General features: G+C 65.6%; 20 protein-coding genes. 6 read left to right on the top strand and 14 right to left on the bottom strand.

Features of this window, described 5'->3' with window-relative positions; translation table 11 throughout:
• Nucleotides 1-3 precede the first annotated feature (3 nt).
• Together H4V95_RS15025 and H4V95_RS15020 are read right to left on the bottom strand one after the other, a co-directional pair.
• Complete coding sequence (locus tag H4V95_RS15025; RefSeq protein WP_209730944.1) at nt 4-312, bottom strand: urease subunit beta; 309 nt, start codon at nt 310-312, stop codon at nt 4-6.
• 17 nt (nt 313-329) lie between these two features.
• Nucleotides 330-632, bottom strand: a complete 303-nt coding sequence (locus H4V95_RS15020; RefSeq protein WP_171585516.1) for an urease subunit gamma — start codon at nt 630-632, stop codon at nt 330-332.
• 152 nt (nt 633-784) lie between these two features.
• Between H4V95_RS15020 and H4V95_RS15015 the strand changes: the two genes are divergently transcribed.
• Complete coding sequence (locus H4V95_RS15015; protein WP_209730943.1) at nt 785-1084, top strand: hypothetical protein; 300 nt, start codon at nt 785-787, stop codon at nt 1082-1084.
• A gap of 23 nt (nt 1085-1107) precedes the next feature.
• Here H4V95_RS15015 and H4V95_RS15010 read toward each other — a convergent pair whose 3' ends face one another.
• Complete coding sequence (locus tag H4V95_RS15010) at nt 1108-1833, bottom strand: AAA family ATPase (protein WP_196867172.1); 726 nt, start codon at nt 1831-1833, stop codon at nt 1108-1110.
• A 123-nt stretch (nt 1834-1956) separates the two neighbouring features.
• Here H4V95_RS15010 and H4V95_RS15005 point away from each other — a divergent pair, with 123 nt between their 5' ends.
• Entirely contained in the window at nt 1957-3246 is a 1290-nt protein-coding gene (locus tag H4V95_RS15005; protein WP_196867171.1) for an ATP-binding protein, read from the top strand.
• A gap of 12 nt (nt 3247-3258) precedes the next feature.
• Here the strand turns inward: H4V95_RS15005 and H4V95_RS15000 are convergent, their stop codons facing one another.
• Complete coding sequence (locus H4V95_RS15000; RefSeq protein ID WP_196867170.1) at nt 3259-3975, bottom strand: spermidine synthase; 717 nt, start codon at nt 3973-3975, stop codon at nt 3259-3261.
• 20 nt (nt 3976-3995) lie between these two features.
• Complete coding sequence (locus H4V95_RS14995) at nt 3996-5555, bottom strand: iron ABC transporter permease (protein ID WP_209730942.1); 1560 nt, start codon at nt 5553-5555, stop codon at nt 3996-3998.
• Nucleotides 5556-5563: 8 nt separating this feature from the next.
• On the opposite strand from H4V95_RS14995, the gene H4V95_RS14990 reads away from it, so the two are divergent.
• Nucleotides 5564-6151 (top strand): metal ABC transporter permease, encoded by a 588-nt coding sequence (locus H4V95_RS14990; RefSeq protein ID WP_245345731.1) that lies wholly within the window; start codon nt 5564-5566, stop codon nt 6149-6151.
• Nucleotides 6152-6441: 290 nt separating this feature from the next.
• Here the strand turns inward: H4V95_RS14990 and glsA are convergent, their stop codons facing one another.
• A complete protein-coding gene (gene glsA, locus H4V95_RS14985) occupies nt 6442-8256 on the bottom strand; it encodes a glutaminase A (protein WP_196867167.1) in 1815 nt (604 codons plus the stop codon).
• Between the two features lie 505 nt (nt 8257-8761).
• Between glsA and H4V95_RS14980 the strand changes: the two genes are divergently transcribed.
• A complete protein-coding gene (locus H4V95_RS14980; RefSeq protein WP_395939847.1) occupies nt 8762-10087 on the top strand; it encodes an Nramp family divalent metal transporter in 1326 nt (441 codons plus the stop codon).
• A gap of 102 nt (nt 10088-10189) precedes the next feature.
• Here H4V95_RS14980 and H4V95_RS14975 read toward each other — a convergent pair whose 3' ends face one another.
• Genes H4V95_RS14975 through H4V95_RS14940 form a run of 8 tightly spaced genes read right to left on the bottom strand, consistent with a single transcriptional unit; the run spans nt 10190 to nt 13928 of the window.
• Complete coding sequence (locus tag H4V95_RS14975; RefSeq protein ID WP_196867166.1) at nt 10190-10519, bottom strand: hypothetical protein; 330 nt, start codon at nt 10517-10519, stop codon at nt 10190-10192.
• Nucleotides 10512-11111 (bottom strand): Asp23/Gls24 family envelope stress response protein, encoded by a 600-nt coding sequence (locus tag H4V95_RS14970; RefSeq protein ID WP_196867165.1) that lies wholly within the window; start codon nt 11109-11111, stop codon nt 10512-10514. Before H4V95_RS14970 ends, H4V95_RS14975 begins: the two co-directional genes overlap by 8 nt.
• Nucleotides 11108-11674: an RNA polymerase sigma factor gene (locus H4V95_RS14965; protein ID WP_209730941.1), complete on the bottom strand. Its 567-nt coding sequence runs from the start codon at nt 11672-11674 to the stop codon at nt 11108-11110. The genes H4V95_RS14970 and H4V95_RS14965 overlap by 4 nt, the downstream gene beginning before the upstream one ends.
• Nucleotides 11671-12270 carry a hypothetical protein gene (locus tag H4V95_RS14960; protein ID WP_196868066.1) on the bottom strand — a complete coding sequence of 200 codons (600 nt, stop codon included), beginning with the start codon at nt 12268-12270 and terminating at the stop codon, nt 11671-11673. The genes H4V95_RS14965 and H4V95_RS14960 overlap by 4 nt, the downstream gene beginning before the upstream one ends.
• On the bottom strand, nt 12267-12848 hold the full coding sequence (locus H4V95_RS14955; protein WP_196868067.1) for a DUF6286 domain-containing protein: 582 nt from the start codon (nt 12846-12848) through the stop codon (nt 12267-12269). Before H4V95_RS14955 ends, H4V95_RS14960 begins: the two co-directional genes overlap by 4 nt.
• On the bottom strand, nt 12845-13225 hold the full coding sequence (locus H4V95_RS14950) for a hypothetical protein (RefSeq protein WP_196868068.1): 381 nt from the start codon (nt 13223-13225) through the stop codon (nt 12845-12847). The genes H4V95_RS14955 and H4V95_RS14950 overlap by 4 nt, the downstream gene beginning before the upstream one ends.
• On the bottom strand, nt 13222-13413 hold the full coding sequence (locus tag H4V95_RS14945; RefSeq protein WP_171585501.1) for a DUF2273 domain-containing protein: 192 nt from the start codon (nt 13411-13413) through the stop codon (nt 13222-13224). Before H4V95_RS14945 ends, H4V95_RS14950 begins: the two co-directional genes overlap by 4 nt.
• On the bottom strand, nt 13410-13928 hold the full coding sequence (locus H4V95_RS14940) for an Asp23/Gls24 family envelope stress response protein (protein ID WP_196868069.1): 519 nt from the start codon (nt 13926-13928) through the stop codon (nt 13410-13412). The genes H4V95_RS14945 and H4V95_RS14940 overlap by 4 nt, the downstream gene beginning before the upstream one ends.
• A gap of 290 nt (nt 13929-14218) precedes the next feature.
• On the opposite strand from H4V95_RS14940, the gene H4V95_RS14935 reads away from it, so the two are divergent.
• Complete coding sequence (locus H4V95_RS14935) at nt 14219-14860, top strand: ABC transporter permease (protein WP_196868070.1); 642 nt, start codon at nt 14219-14221, stop codon at nt 14858-14860.
• Entirely contained in the window at nt 14853-16109 is a 1257-nt protein-coding gene (locus H4V95_RS14930) for an ABC transporter ATP-binding protein (RefSeq protein ID WP_196868071.1), read from the top strand. The genes H4V95_RS14935 and H4V95_RS14930 overlap by 8 nt, the downstream gene beginning before the upstream one ends.
• Nucleotides 16110-16124: the final 15 nt, after the last annotated feature.

Here is a 16124-nt window from a genome sequence, read left to right as displayed (position 1 = left end):
GGGTTAGCCGCCTTCCGGTGCGGGACGACGCTGGAGCCCGGGAACGGTGCCCGTGCCGGCGAGTTTGACCAGGAGGACCTCGCGGGAAGCCCCGGGTTCAAAGCGGACGGCGGTACCGGCCGGGATACCCAGCCGGAACCCGGTGGCGGCTGCACGGTCAAAAGTGAGCGCCGCGTTGACGGCAGCGAAGTGGAAGTGGGATCCCACCTGGATGGGGCGGTCGCCGTCGTTCACCACCACCACGGTGCGATGCTCCCTGCCGGCGTTGAGCTCAAGGGTCCCGGGAAGGGTGCGGATCTCGCCAGGAATCATCGGTTTCTCCTTGCGGCTCACGGAATGGGCTCAGTGATGGTGACGAGCTTGCGGCCGTCGGGGAAGGTGGCTTCGATCTGCAGGTCGGGGATCATCTCGGGCACCCCTTCCATCACCTCGGCACGGGTGAGGACGCTGCGGCCCCGGCTCATCAGGTCGGCGACCTGGGCACCCTCCCGGGCCCGCTCCATCACCCAGCAGGAGAGCAGGGCAACCGTTTCGGGGTAGTTCAGCAGCACACCGCGGTCGAGGCGGTCGCGGGCCACCATGCCAGCGACGCTGAGCAGCAGCTTGTCCTGGTCTGAGGGTGTGAGGAACATGGTTGAGTTTTGCACCGTTGTGTTACAGGCATGTTGCGAAAGCCGAAGCCGGGCGCTCTTTTCCGATACCTCGTTGTGGCATTGCGGGTTAATTCGGGGAGGGACACACTGGCGATGGCCGCAATGGTGCGGCCCTGTCGAAAGGTAATCCGATGAAACGCTTCCTCCTTGTCGCGGCGGCAACCGCGGCGCTCGCCCTCATCCCGTCGACGGCGTCCTTCGCCGCGCCTGCTTCGGCGACCGGATGTCCCGCCAGTAACCAGGTCCTGGTCGTCGCCGACCTCCTCGCGGTGGGCTACCGAGTCCCCGGGGTGATCGACGCCGAGGGCAATGCAAACGGACTTGTCTGCGGCAAGCCACTGAACCCGGTCGTTCAAGAGATCCACTGTCCGGCGGACGAATGCCCGGTGCCCATCATCTATCTCTTCCGTGACGACAGTCTGACCCGATAGCCCGACTCTCCGAATGCCTCGGTTCAGAGGTGGCGCAGGTACCGGTCGGGTCCGTTCATGAAGCTTCGCCAGTTCACGGTCAGGTCCAGCTGATCCCAGTGCCTCTCGCGGAACCCCCAGGGCCCGATCTCCAGAATCGAGGCGCCGGGAAGCGCTGCGAGCAGCGGGGAGTGGGTGGAGAGCACCACCTGGGATTTCCCGTCCGCGAGCAGCTCCTTCAGGATACCGAGCAGCGCCAGACAGCCACCGAAGGACAGCGCAGATTCCGGCTCGTCCAGCACCCACAGACCGGGACCGCGGAAACGGTCGACGACGAGCTCAAGAAAGGACTCACCGTGAGACATCGAATGGAACTCGGAGTCGCTGCGTCCTGAGGTGCTGGGGTTCATCTCCAGGTAGGTGAAAAACCCGTGCATCGTCTCAGCCCGCAGAAAGTAGCCGCGTTTCGTGGCACCCGGATTGCGGACCAGCTGCAGGCTCTCCGACAGTTCCGACTCGGACGGCCGGGTGGAATGCCGGGCGCCGGTGGATCCGCCCTCCGGGGACAGGCCAAACGCCAGCGCAATTGCCTCCACCAGCGTCGATTTGCCGGAGCCGTTCTCGCCCACCAGCACGGTGGCGCCGCCGAGGTCCATCCCGTCTGTCAGCAACTGGCTCACCGGTGGCAGGCTCGCCGGCCAGGTGCCGGGATCGAGCGGGTGGGCCGGGTGGGCGGTGACCCTTCGGATCGGGAAACGATCGAGTTGCATCACAGCATCCTGTCAGCCGCCTCTGACAGTCACAATCTCCAGTACCGTCCAGCCGTATGCCATGATCAGCGAGGGAACGTTTCGCAGACGTCACGATCAGCACACGACGAAGGAGTCATCAGCATGACCGGTTGGAGAATCAGGGACTTTCACGCCGCTGACATGGACGCGATCCTGCACCTGTGGGAGGAGTCCCGCAGCGCCGGCGTCGAACCGGTGTATGCCCTTGCGGAGGTACTCGCGTCGTGTCAGAAGGACCACGCCGTCGTCGCCGTTCACGGTGAGAGGGTGGTTGGCACGGCGGTGGCCCGCGCCGCCCACGATCAGGGGTGGATTGTCTTCTTCGCCATCGATGAGGGGTGGCGGAACCATGGCATTGGCAGCGCTCTGCTCGCCGCTATCGAGGGCAGGATGGCTCCGCATGGCCTGACCAAGCTCTCCACCCTGGTGCCCGACGCTGAACACCGGGTGGATGCCCTCCTCCACTCGGGTTTTCAGGACCGGAAACATCTGAGGTACTTCGAACGGGATATCCCTGTTCAACGGCAGGAAATGGGTCTGCTGAGCGAACTCGGCGGACGGTTGATGCCGCGGAACCTGTGGAACAACGTCGGCGGGATGCAGCGGGAAAAGGAGTTGCTCGAACGCCGGCTGGTCCTTCCGCTGGCCAACCCCGATCTTGCCCAGCAGTACGGGGTGGTCCCGCCGCGCGCGGTGATGCTCTTCGGGCCGCCGGGTACCGGGAAGACCACCTTCGCCAAGGCCATCGCGTCACGGCTGGAATGGCCTTTCGTGGAGGTGTTTCCGTCACGGCTCGCCGTCGATTCAAAGGGACTTGCGGGTGCGTTGCGGGAGACCTTCCTTGAGATCGCTGAACTGGAACACGCTGTGGTCTTTATCGACGAGGTCGAGGAGATCGCCGCCCAACGGCAGGGCGAGCCGCCGTCCCCGTTGCAGGGCGTCACCAACGAACTGCTTAAGATCATTCCGGCGTTCAGAGAGCGGCCGGGTCGGCTGTTGGTGTGTGCCACGAACTTCATCCGCGCGCTCGACACGGCGTTCCTCCGTCACGGCCGCTTCGACTACGTCATTCCGATCGGTCTGCCCGACGACGCCGCCCGCTATGCCATCTGGCAGCGCTACATTCCGTCCGAGGTGGCAGCAGACGTCGCCATTGACCAGCTGGTCGACACCTCCGACGGCTTTTCCCCGGCGGACATTGAGTTCGCCGCCCGCAAAGCGTCACAGCGGGCGCTGGAACATGCGGTCTTTGGGGCGGCCGACGGCGGTACGCCCGCTGCGGGGCCGTGCAGTGAGGATTACCTGGCGGCCATCGCCGAAACGCGGACCACTGTGTCGGCGTCCGTGGCACAGGAATTCCGCGAGGACATTGAACGGATCGCCAGGCTGTAGCGGGTCGCGGGGCTACCGGGGTTTGCGTCCCAGATACACCGTGTTGGTCGAGTCGCGGCCCTGCAGCGGGTTGTCGAAGCTGACGACGACGGCGCGCACCTCGGTGAACACCTGGCGGAGAACGGCAAGGTACTCGTCGTCGGGCGGGTCGTTGGACCAGAGGGCGAAGATTCCGCCGGGGTGCAGGTGGCCAGCCAGCCGCTGCGTCCCGGCCGGATCGTAGAACGGCGCGTGGCTGGGATTCAGGACGTGCCGGGGGGAGTGGTCGACGTCGAGAATCACCGCATGGAACTGTCGGCCCGGAGTCTCGGGATCGAAGCCCTCGGCGGAGGCGGCCATCGCGAAGAAGTCGCCGTGGACGTAGCGGCAGCGGGGATCGGCCGTGAGTGTCTTGCCCGCCGGGATCAGCTCGCTCTGGTGCCATTCGATGACCTCGCCGAGCGCTTCGACGATCAGGAGGGACTGGGCTTTCGGGCTGTCCAGGACCGCCTGGGCCGTATAGCCGAGACCCAACCCGCCGACGACAACGTCGAGGCCGTCGTCCGGGAGCTCGGCGAGAGCCAGTTCCGTCAGTTCGATCTCGGCGACGGTGAAGAGGCTGGACATCAGGAAGTCGTCGTCGAGCTTCACCTCGTAGACCTCCTTGTCGAAGGTCCGATCCCAGCGCCGTCTGAGGCTGATCTCGCCCAGTCGGGTCTTTTTCCAGTCCAGTTCCTCAAACATTGCCATCTGCCCAGTCTGTCAGGTGATCAGCTGTTCCGGCGGCTGCGGTACAGCAGGTAGATGAAGTACGGCGCGCCGAGAATGGCTGTCAGCAGTCCGGCGGGGAGCTGGGACGGGGCAATCACCGTGCGCCCCAGCAGGTCCGCGAGGCAGACCAGCAGCGCGCCGAGCAGCATTGCCGTGGGCAGGGCGAGTTGGTGCCGGTGGCCAATCAGCGCCCGGGCCGCGTGCGGCGCCACCAGGCCGACAAAGCCGATCACACCGATGCCGGCCACGGCGGATCCGGTGAGGACCACGACGCAGCTGATGAGGATGGCTCTTGCCCTTGGGACCGGGATGCCGAGCAGGCGGGGCGTGTCGTCATCGAGGGCGAGGAGGTCGTGGGTACGGTGGGCGGCGGCGATGATCGGTGCCGTGAGGAGCAACGCGACGATCATCGGAACCAGATGCTGAAGTGACCTGCCGTAGGTGGAGCCGGAGAGCCAGGTCAGTGCCTTCGCCTCGTTCCAGGGGTCGGTCAGGACGATCAGGAGGGTGATTCCGGCGGTGGCCGCGGCGGATACCCCGAACCCGATCAGGATGAGCCGGTCCGTCTGCAGCCCCCCGCGGAGCGCGAGGCCAAAGACGATTCCGGCGGTCACCGCAGCGCCGAGTCCCGCTCCGGCGCTGATCAGCCAGAACCCTGCGATCGGGGCGAAGGTGATGACGGCGATGGCGCCCAATCCCGCGCCGCCACTGACGCCGAGAATTGCCGGTTCAGCGAGCGGGTTCCGGGTCACGGCCTGCACGGTGGTGCCAGCCAAAGCCAGGGAGGAACCCGCCAGCAACGCGGCACCGACCCGCGGCAGTCGGGTGTCCATCACGTTGGACACCACCGGTCCTGCCTGGCCGGCAGCCCAGTTGGCCAGGTCGCCGAGGAGAAGTTTGGTGTCGCCGAGCAGGATGCCGGCAAACGCGGTGCCGACGGTGAGGACGGCGATCACCGCGATGATCAGCACCACCCGGCCGCGTGAGCGTGGCGTGGCCATGCTGATCCGGCGCGGCTCCCGCACCGGGCCGGCGGTCCGCAGGCGCTGCGCCAGCAGCACCAGGAAGATCGCACCGAACATGGTGGTGATCACCCCGGTGGGCACTTCGACGGCTGCCTGCGCGCCGACCAGTGCGCGCAAGGAGACGTCGGCGCCGAGCACCAGGACGACGCCGGTCAGCGCCGACACCGGAATCATTGCGGCGTGTTTGTGCAGACCGGGGACCGCTGATGCCGCCAACCGGACCAGTGCCGGAGCGGCGAGACCGATGAAGCCGATCGGCCCAGCCATGGTGACCGCGGCCGCCGCCAGCAGGACGGTCAGGACAATGGCGATTACCTGGGTGCGCCGGACGTTGACGCCGAGCATGCGGGCCTGGTCGTCGCCGAGGGTGAGCAGGTCCAGGGACCGCGATGTCAGCAGGAGGACCAGGATGACCACCCCGGCCAGGGGGCCGAGGAGGAGGAACTTGTCGATACCGCTCTGGCCCAGGGAACCTGCCTGCCAGGCGTACAGCCCGCGGCGCCCTGGGCCTGACCGTGGTCGCGGCGGTTGCACTGGTACGTATGTCCAGACGCCGCGGGGGTGGTGATCTGTCGTTGGCCCTTCTATTCTATGGAGGTATCTCTGCTGGGTTCTTGTTCGCGGCCAGGGCGGGCGGTGGGCAGACCGCTGTGGTCGGACTACTCTTTGGCAGCCCTCTCAATCTGCAATGGTGGGAGGTGGCAGCCATCGGGGCACTGGCAGGAATTGTTTTGCTTGTCACCGCTGTGGTCTACCGCCAGCTAGTCGCAGTGGCTTTCGATGAAGCTTCTGCGCGAGTTGCTGGGATACCAACCCAGGCGTTGACCCTGGTCCTAACCCTCATGGTGGCCCTCATCGTGGTCGCTGGGATGACCACCATCGGGCTGCTGCTCATCTACGCAATGATGGTCGTTCCCATCGCGGCGGCCGCGCAAATAGCAACCAGCTACCGAGCCACCCTCGCCATCGGCTCAGGCGTCGGTGCCGTCAGCGCCGTTCTCGGCCTGACAGCCTCGTACTACGGCGATTTCGCACCCGGTGCTGCCATTGTGGTGATCGCGATCCTCTTCTACCTGGTAGCCGCATCAGTCGCCGTGACCAAAGACTGGCTGAACCGCCGCCACACCTGATTTTCCGGTAATGATCGCCAACGTCCCTAGAAGTAGTGACAACTCGGATGACTTAGGCTGATGCGGATTTGGCTAACCGGTTGCCGAACTGGCGGGACTTTCTGCATGCACTTCCATCGGGTGGACGCCTGCTGGCGTTTCGCGGCGGACCGACGTTAAGCTGTCTCACCCTCGCTGTTGTTTAGTGGGTTTGCCAAATCATCGCTGGCCGAAACGCCCAGGGTGAAGGTTTCCGCCGAAGGATCGCGCACTATTGCTCCGTCGATTTCGGCCAGGGAAACCCGAAACGGCTAGTCCCGGACCCGCACAGCGGTTTCACGGAGGTAGAGGTCCACCCGGGTGTAGGCGTCCCGGGTGAGGGCCTTCCACAGTTCAACAGCGAGGCGGGGATCCTCGGATTCGAGGGCGGAAATGGCGTCGGCGGTCAGGACCATGACCTTCACCCCGCCCTCGGCCTTCACGGTGGTCTCCTGCCGGTCGTCGCTGCCCAGCGCCAGTTCACCGAAGGTCATGCCGGCGCTGAGAGTGGTGAGCCGCACCCGTCCGCCGGTCGGTCCGGGCACCGACGTCGTAATCTTCCCGGAAAGGATGAAGAACACGCCGCCGAATCGTTGGCCCACGCGGCGGATCACGTGGCCGTCGTCGTACTCGCGCTCCTCCATCCGGTCGGCAAGCGCCGAGGCATCGGCGCCGGTCAGCGGGCTCAGCGCGGGGCAGTCAATGACCTTGACCACCGAGGGGAGGTACAGGTCATCGCCGTACGCGGCGATCAGCCGGTCTTCGCACCATTCGACGGCGGCGGTGCGGGTGTCAAACGTGGGCACGTCGCGGTCGACATCCTGGAAGGTCTCGGCGAGGGTCCCGTCGCTGTCAATCAGGACCAACTCCCTTCCGTCGGCGACCAGGTTCTCGCGTGCTTCGGCCAGCAGACGCAGGGAGACATCGGCCACCTCGTCCACGCGGCGAAGGTCCAGGATGATCAGTTCGACGGTCTGGTCGAGGGAGCTCAGTTCGCGGATCATCGACTCGGTACCGGCGAAGAGCAGGTCGCCGTTGAGTTCGATCACCCGGGCGCGGTGACCGTTGTCACGGAGAATGTCCATGGCCTCGTCGTTGCGGCGGATGCCCGACGGCGATGCGGAGATGTCGTAGGTGGACCGGATCGCCGACTTGCCAGTCCGGGCGGCCCTGACGAAGTGGAGTTCCATGTCCCGGGAAAGGCGCTGGCTGGTGGCCATGCCGCGTACGCTGCTGCCGTGCTCGTCGAGGGGCGGGGAGTACACGGCGAGTCCCACCTGGCCAGGCAGGACGGCGATGGTTCCGCCGGCGACCCCGCTCTTGGCGGGCATGCCGACGGTGCTGATCCAGGCGCCGGCGTCGTCGTACATGCCACAGGTGGTCATCACGGACAGCACGCGTTCAATGGGGCCGATCTCCAGCACCTGGCGTCCGGTGAGCGGGTTGCGGCCACTGTTGGCGAGGGTGGCCGCCATCACTGAGAGGTCAAGGCAATTCACCAGCACCGAGCACTGGCGAAAGTAGTCCTCGATCACCGGCTGCGGATCGTCCTCGATGATGTTGAATGAGCGCAGCAGATGGGCGAGCGCCCGGTTGCGGTGCCCGTGTTTAAGCTCGGACTCGTAGATTTCGGTGTTGACGCTCAGCTGGCGGCCGGCGAAGGCCGAGTAGGTGTTCAGGATGCGTTTGAAGCGTCCGTTGCCGCCTGATCCTTTGATCAGGGAGGTGGCGGTCAGGGCGCCGGCGTTGATCATCGCGTTGGAGGGGCGGCCGGTGCCTTCGGCGAGCGAGATCTCGTTGAATGAGTCGCCGGACGGTTCGACGTCCACCTTTTCGTCCACGGCATCCATCCCCAGGTCGGCGAGGGCCAGTCCGTAGGTGAAGGGCTTGGAGATGGACTGGATGCTGAACTCGTCCCGGGTGTCTCCCACTTCGTAGATGTAGCCGTCCACTGTGGTGAGGCAGATGCCGAAGTTATTCGGATCGACGTTCGCCATGGCGGGGATGGTGCTGTAGGGCTTGCCATCCTTGAGCTCGGCGATCTCCTGGTGGATGCGTTTGAGGTAGCTTTCGATCGGAGAGTCCATGAGAGCAACATTAGGCGATCCGGGCCCACCCGCCGCACGGGGGGACGCGGGCCCGGATCTGGATCCGTCGCTGCTGGGCTACCGTTTTTTGCGAGCGAGAATCAGGGCCAGAGCAATACCGGCCATCCAGACGTCCTTCGCAACGGGGATGCCCTCCTGGCTGGGACGGATGCCATCCGCTTCGGTCATCTCCGGAGTGCGGAAGTACATCAGCATGGTGCCGCCAGCAAAAGCACCCAGGGCGAGACCCGCCAGCCGGGCGGGGATGAAGGGAGCCAGCAGCGCTGCTCCGATACCGATCTCGGAGTAAGAAAGGTATTTGCCGAACTTTTCCGGTTCCGGAGTTCAGAATAAAGGCTCCGGCTGCTGCCCAGCCAGAAGGCGGGATATCGGCGCGTGCGATCATGTGGGTCAACTCACAGATGAAATCCGGACCCATGAGAGGATTCCTAGGGCCCGTTCCACGACGGCACGGGCTCCCCGCCCCAAACCTGAAGGAATTTTGATGCCCGGCGAGATGCCCCCTGAGAAGACGGGCCACGCGCCCGCCGAGAAACTCAACCACGCCGAACGGGTGGACGACGACGGCGGTAAGCCCGCCAAATGGAAGATCGTCGGTCCGGGCCTGGTGGTGGCCGCCACCGGTGTCGGCGCCGCGGACATGGTCGCCACCCTGGTGGCCGGGTCCCGGTACGGGTACGGCCTCCTGTGGGCGGTCATCCTCGGTGTCTTCCTGAAAATCATCCTCGTTGAAGGTGCCGGGCGGTTCACCCTGGCCACCGGCTACACGATCTTCGAGGGCTGGCGGTCCCTGGGCAGGTGGACCACCTGGTACTTCGGGCCGTACATCATGATCTGGGGCTTCGTCTACGGGGCGACGGCGATGTCGAGTGCTGCGCTGCCCCTCGCCGCCCTGTTCCCGGTCTTCCCGCTCTGGGCGTGGGCCATCGTGATGGGCCTGGCCGGCTTCGTGATGGTCTGGTTTGGCCGCTACGCCACCTTCGAGAAGATCACCGCCGTCCTGGTCGGCATCATGTTCGTCACCGTGGTGGGTCTGGCTATCATTGCGGCGCCGAACCTCCCGGAGATGGTGACCGGACTGGTGCCGATCATCCCCGAGGGTGGGCTGCTGTACACGCTGGCGCTCGCCGGCGGCGTGGGCGGGACTATCACGCTCGCGGCCTACGGCTACTGGCTCCGCGAAAAGGGCTGGTACGCACCCAAGTGGATGAAGGTCATGCGCATCGACAACTCGATGGCGTACGTGATGACCGGTATCTTCGTCATCGCCATGCTCATCGTCGGTGCCGAAGTCGTCCGGTCCGCCGGGGTCAGTCTCAGTGCCGGTGACGAGGGGCTGCTCGATCTTTCCACCGTGCTCCGCGACGAGTACGGCGACGTCGTCGGGATCGGCTTCCTCGTGGGCTTCTGGGCTGCTTCCTTCTCCTCGATCATCGGCGTCTGGAACGGCGTCTCCCTGATGTTCGCCGACTTCTGGGGCAACCTGCGCGGCAAGGAGTCGGGCCACCCCGATACCCGGGTGGGCGGCAAGTACTTCAGGTTCTACGTGCTGTGGCTGACCTTCCCGCCGATGATTCTGTTTGCCCTGGGTCAGCCCATCGGATTGATCCTCGCCTACGGTGTCCTCGGATCACTGTTCATGCCGTTCCTGGCCGTCACCCTCCTGGGTCTGCTGAACGGCAAGCGAATCCCCAAGAAGTACGCGAACAAGATGTACAGCAACATCGCGCTGGCGGTTGTCGCGCTGCTGTTCATCGTGCTCGGACTCAACCAGCTGGTCGGCGCGGTCGCGCCACTCTTCGGCGGCTAACCTGCCCGCGCCGGACGAAAAACGGCCCCGAGGCTCAGACCCGCCGCCAGCAAGCGGCGAACGTGAGCCTCGGGGCCGTTTCTGGCTGACCAGGTGCGGAAACTAGGAGAACGCGGCGTTGGTGAACCCGCAGACGGTGATCTCCACGGCGACCTCCCGGGAGCGGGCATCCGGTTCCCCGGCCAGCCCGGCCCGGATTGCTGCGGCCACCGCGCGGACCAGCCGCGGTGCCGACACATCAGCCAGTGCGGCGATCCGCGCCCTGATCACCAGCCTGGGCCCGGAGACGTCAATGGCCACCAGCGTTTCGTCGGCGCGCAGGGTGCTGGCAATCCCCGCCAGGATTGCCGAACGCGCCGGGTACAGTCCCGCCACCCCGTCGACTCCGGCGATGATCTCCTCCACCCGGAGCTCCAGCCGATCCTTATTCATTGACCTCTCCTCTCGGATCCCGGGCAACACGCTCGTGGATGTCGGTCACCGACACATCGACGTCAGTCAGAACCAGCTCCGTCTGGGTTCTGACCGTCTCAGCGATCCGTGCCCGGAGGGACTCGACCATGGTGGGGAGTGGGTAGCCGAAGAAAGCCGTCACGTTCACTTCGATCCGGACCTCGGCGCCCGGCTCGGTGATGTTCCCGTGCAGGCGGCATTTGCCGATCGTGGCGCCGTCGACGTCGTCGCCCGTGGAGCGGATCAACGCGACGAGGCTACCCTCGGTCTCCGCGAAGGAGTCCTCCGGGTACTCGCTGGACAGCGGAATGCTCCGGCCGGAACGCATCTCCAACCGGAGGTTGCCAAGAATTGACTGCAGCCAGGGTTCGTCACCCGAGCCGGCCTGCTCGGTATCGGCCGCCGCGAGTTCGCCGGTCAGCCGACGCAGCGCACGGAGTCCAGCCAACCCGGCCTGGCATTCGGGGCAGCGCTCATAGTGCTGTTCGGCGGTCGACTGACCGGTCCGCAGGTATTCTTCGAGCTCGTCGAGGCTGTGGCCGCAACCGGGATCAGGGATGTCGTTGCTCATCGCCAGTCCTCCATTTCCTTCATCAGGGTGGTTCGTGCTCTCGATAGCCTGCCGCGAACGCTGTCGGTGCTGATTTCCAGCGTCTCGGCGATGTCCTCGTACGATTGCCCGCCCATCTCCTTGAGTACCCAACACTGGCGCTGCTCTGCAGGGAGCTTCCGGAGTGCCGCCACCAGGGACTGCATCTGCGAGTCCTGTTCGACGGTCCGTTCCGGACCGGGTGCCCGATCGGGCGGTTCGACGTCGTCAAGGTCGTCCACCTGCCGGCGCTTCCTGATCAGGTCAATACTTTTCCGGCCACAGATGCGCATGAGCCACGGCTTCACGGCCGCGCCATCCTGCAGGCCGCCAAGCTGGTTCCAGGCCTGGAGCAGGCTTTCCTGCACGGCGTCGTCAGCGTCCGCCGCCGAACCGGTGAGCCGCCGGGCGTACCCGCGCATCAGCGGCCCGTACCGGCGTGCCAGAGCCTCGAAGGAGGCAACGTCGCCGTCCGCGGCCCGCTCCACGAGAAACGAATCGTGGGCATCGTCGAGGTTCAGGCGGGGGCGGGCCAAGGGGGTCAATCGACTCTCCGCGTTCGGGTGAGCCGCGCCCGGGTGCCCGAGTGGACACTGACCAGGATCGGGTGGCGAACGCCCAACAGGGTGTCCAGACCGCTGATCGCCTCATCGGCTGCGGCCACCACAGCTGCCGGAGACGCCCCGCGGCGCGGCTGGACCCGGATCCGCAGGCCGGTCTGCCGGCGTATCCGCCAGGAGGTCACTCCGACGGACAGGATCTGCCCGTTGCCTTCGAGGCTCGAGCGGAGCGCGTCCGCCACGAGGGATGTCTCGACGGTGGTGGTGCCCGCTTCGGTGTCCTGCTGCCCCACGGTGCTGGTGCGCCCACCTCCTTGCGAGGCAATCCACCCGATCAGCAGGGCGGCGCACGCCACCACGAGGGCCAGCGCGGCGATGGTCCACCAGCTGGTCTCAGCGTTCAGGGGAGCGGCCGCCAGAACGCTGGGGAGTCCGTCCACTGCCGCAGTGCCCACGGAGGTCCAGGTGTTGGCAACCGCGGGGAGCAGGCCGGCAGCGGCGGTGAGCGCACCGACGGTGAGAAGAACCAGCCCGAGCAGGACCAGGAGGGTCCGGTTGAGCCAGCGATGGGTGGAACTCATATGCCTAACGCTCCTTCGTGCCTGATGTTGATCCTCACGGCCGGTTCAGGGCGGATTCCGTACCCGGATAGTTCGTCCTCGACTGCCGCGCGGATGAGCATTTCGTCCAGGGGAGACCCGCTGGTCGGACGGACGTCAACGGTGATGCGGCGCTGATCCACCCGGGTGGACACCTGCTCCGGGTCGAGCCCTGCCTCCTGGCGGATGCGGCGGGACATGGAAGAAGCGATCACTTCCGAATCCACTACCACTGCTGACCGGTCCCGGCCCACCACATGGAGGGGCTTGGTGCCAGGCGTCAGGGCGACCAGCAGCACCAGCAGCCCAACCAGAATCAGTCCCAGGCCGGCCAGGGTCAACCCCCAGGGGAGGACGGTCTGGGGCAGGCCAGCCGCCCACTCGAGCAGCTGCCGCGGACTAATGATCAGTGGGGGCTGGTTCACCACTGACAGAACGGCCTCCGTGCCCAGCCATGCCAGTCCAGCCAGCAGGACGACGGCGGCACTCACCGACGCCACGGCACGGGAGGAGTGCGTTTCGCGGCGCAGAAGCCGGCGGGTGTGGAGTGTTTCGCTCATGCCAGTTTCCTCTCCGCAGGGGGGCGGATTCCGGTCAGTCGGATGTCGATCCGGCCTACCCGGGCCCCGGTTACCTGCTGGGCTGTTTCACGGATACCGTTCCGGGCGTGTGCTGCCCGGTCAAACACCGTTCCGCCGCCGTCCTCCACCGCGGAAGCATCCTGTGCCGCCTGCAGGAGGGTGGGAGCGGGGAGGGGGGCCGAGACGGTGATGCCCAGGGCGCCGCCGTCGTCGGCCAGTGCGACCCGCACCTCACTCCGGGGGACACCGAAGGCGGCTGCCGCCACGGCCTCGGCCGTGTGGGTCAGCGCCGACTTGGTGATCCGGGTGTGCCCGGTGCGTCCCGTGGCGGTGGCGCCCCGGTTGGTCGCGGTCATGAGGCCGAACGCCGGCCCCGCAGGGCATCCAGGACCGAGCCTGGGTCAAGCTTGCCTTCTGCGGTGCGTCCGGCAACGGCTCCGATCACCATGAAGACGGCGACCAGCACGAAACCCCAGAAACCGAAGATCAACGCGGCGAAGGCCAGGGTCGCTCCGGTGGCGATACCGGCTGTCGTGGGGCTCACGAGACGCGGGATTCGGTCGGGGCGGACTCGGCGTCGTCGTCGCGGGTGTCATCACCCGGGACGTGGATGTCGCTGATGGTCACGTTCACTTCGGTGACTTCCATCCCGACGAGATCCTCGACGGCGGAGTAGATGGCATCGCGGACCTGGTCCGCTACGTCCTTGAGCGGGTGCGGGTACTCGACGACCAGGGTGACGTCGACCGCCACCTGGGTCTGGCCGACCTCAACGCTGATGCCCCGGGTGTGGTCTTCCTTCTGGCCGACCGCGCCGCGGATCGAACCGAGGGCGCGGGCAGCTCCGCCGCCGAGGGCGTAGACGCCGGGGATGTCACGGAGCGCAATGCCGGCGATCTTCGCCACCACGTTGTCGGCGATCGACGTGGCGCCACGGTCCCCATCGTGCTGGCTCTTCCCGGCGGGTGCCGTGGCAGCGGCAGTGGCGGGCCGACGGTTGGCGACCGCGGGGGTGGGGCTGGCCGTGGTGGGCAACTTGTCCTGGGGCTGAGTGCTCATCGTGATGCTCCTTGATGGTGTTGTCGTGAGGTGGATTGATGGGGGGATCGGTGATGCAGGGTCGCCCTCAAAGGCGCTCCTGCAAGTAAGACGCTCCTAACGGAGCAAAGGTCACGGTCCATTAAAGGTGATGTGTCTCACGCTGGCATTGACGGCAAACCGTGACCGTCGCGTGATGGTTCCTTTACATTGCTGTGTCTAGGGTGGCTTAGAGGCAATTCAACGTGCCGTGAAATTTCCGACCATGTGCCTGCGGGCTGCTACGTAACCAAGGTGAAGAGGGTATTGATTTGTTGGATTTCTTTGGAGACCGGCTGCCTCAAATCCTGTTCGCCAGCTGGCAGCACTTTTCCCTGGTGGTCCAATGCCTGATCCTCGGAACCCTTCTCGCCGTCGGTATCGCAGCCCTGGTTTATCGCAGCAGCTTCTTCAGATCGCTTGCCAACAGCGTCTCAGCGGTAGGCCTCACCATTCCTTCCTTCGCCTTTATCGGGCTGATGATCGCCCCCTTCGGCTTCGGTGTCACTCCGGCCGTGATCGTTGTCACCTTCTTCGCCGCGCTGCCTATCCTGCGTAACGCGGTGGTCGGACTCACGGGAATCGACAAGGCCGTGGTCGAATCCGCCAGAGGAATCGGTATGAGCCGCTTCCGCACCCTCATGCAGGTGGAACTCCCGTTGGCCTGGCCAGTGATCCTGGCCGGCATCCGTGTCTCGGCACAGATGGTCATGGGCATCGCTGCCATCACCGCCTACGCACTGGGCCCTGGCCTGGGTGGTTTCATCTTCTCCGGCCTGTCCCGCCTGGGCGGCGCCAACGCCATCGAATCAGTTGGCACCGGCGTCATCGCCGTCGTCATTCTTGCCATCGTGCTCGATCTCCTGCTCATCGGCCTTGGCCGACTAACCACCCCGCGAGGTATCCGTGTCTGAGACCACTTCCACAGCAACCAACGACTCCGGGACACCCGGGAACGCCATCACCGGGGCCAGCATCCTGCTGGACAAAGTCACCAAACGGTATCCGGGCCAGGACACCCCAGCGGTAGACGGTCTCACGCTCGAGATCCCCGCGGGCAAAATCATCATGCTGGTGGGCCCCTCGGGCTGCGGTAAGACCACCACACTGAAGATGATCAACCGGCTCATCGAGCCGACGGAGGGACGCATTGTCCTGGACGACGACGACGTCACCGATATCAACGGCGACAGCCTCCGACGCCGGATCGGCTATGTTATCCAGGCTGGGGGGCTGTTCCCGCACATGACCGTCGCAGCCAACATCGGGATCGTGCCGAAGATGCTCGGCTGGAACATGGACAAGATCGCCGCACGAGTCGATGAACTACTGGAGCTGGTCTCACTGGATCCGGCACAGTACCGGGACCGCTTCCCCAAGGAGCTTTCCGGCGGCCAGCAGCAGCGCGTCGGCGTGGCACGCGCACTCGCCGCCGACCCACCAGTGCTATTGATGGATGAGCCATTCGGCGCGGTGGACCCCATCACCCGACAGCGCCTGCAGGATGAACTGCTGAACATCCAGGCGGAGCTGCAGAAGACCATCGTCTGCGTAACCCACGACTTCGACGAGGCGGTGAAGCTCGGCGACTGGATTGCCATTTTCACTGACGGTGCCCACCTGGTGCAGTACGACACCCCTGAACGGATCCTCGCCAACCCGGCGAACGAGTTTGTCGAGAACTTCATCGGTTCCGGCGCCGGGTTGAAGCAACTCACCCTCACCCGGGTCAACGAGGTTGACCTCGCCGAAGCAGTGGTGGCCACCAGCGGCGACCTCGCCAGCGACGTCCTCTCACGGCTCGACGCAGCCCAGCACGACCACGCGGTAATTGTCGACGGGAAAAACCGCCCCATCCAGTGGCTCACCCGCCGCCAGCTCACGAGGATTGACCGGATCAGCGACGACACCGACGCCAAACTCCCGGTAGTCGGCGACCGGGCCACCCTTAACGACGCGCTGGACACCATGCTCGTTTCCAGTGCCGGTGCGGCACTGGTCACAGGGAAGCGTGATACCTTCCTGGGCGTGATCGACGTGGTGACGGTCATGGACGCTATTGGGAGGGCCCACACCCATGCCCGGTCGGCGCACTCGTCCGGACGCCCTGTGGGAGTCAATACCGGCACCATGCAGGCTGTCGACGAAGGATCCGATCAGTGAGCACTACTGCATCGG

This window comes from Arthrobacter sp. CAN_C5 (genome assembly GCF_017875735.1).
Taxonomy (GTDB): Bacteria; Actinomycetota; Actinomycetes; order Actinomycetales; family Micrococcaceae; genus Arthrobacter_D.
The sequence above is the reverse complement of the archived record's forward strand: the minus strand, read 5'-3'. Positions and strand labels throughout refer to the sequence as shown.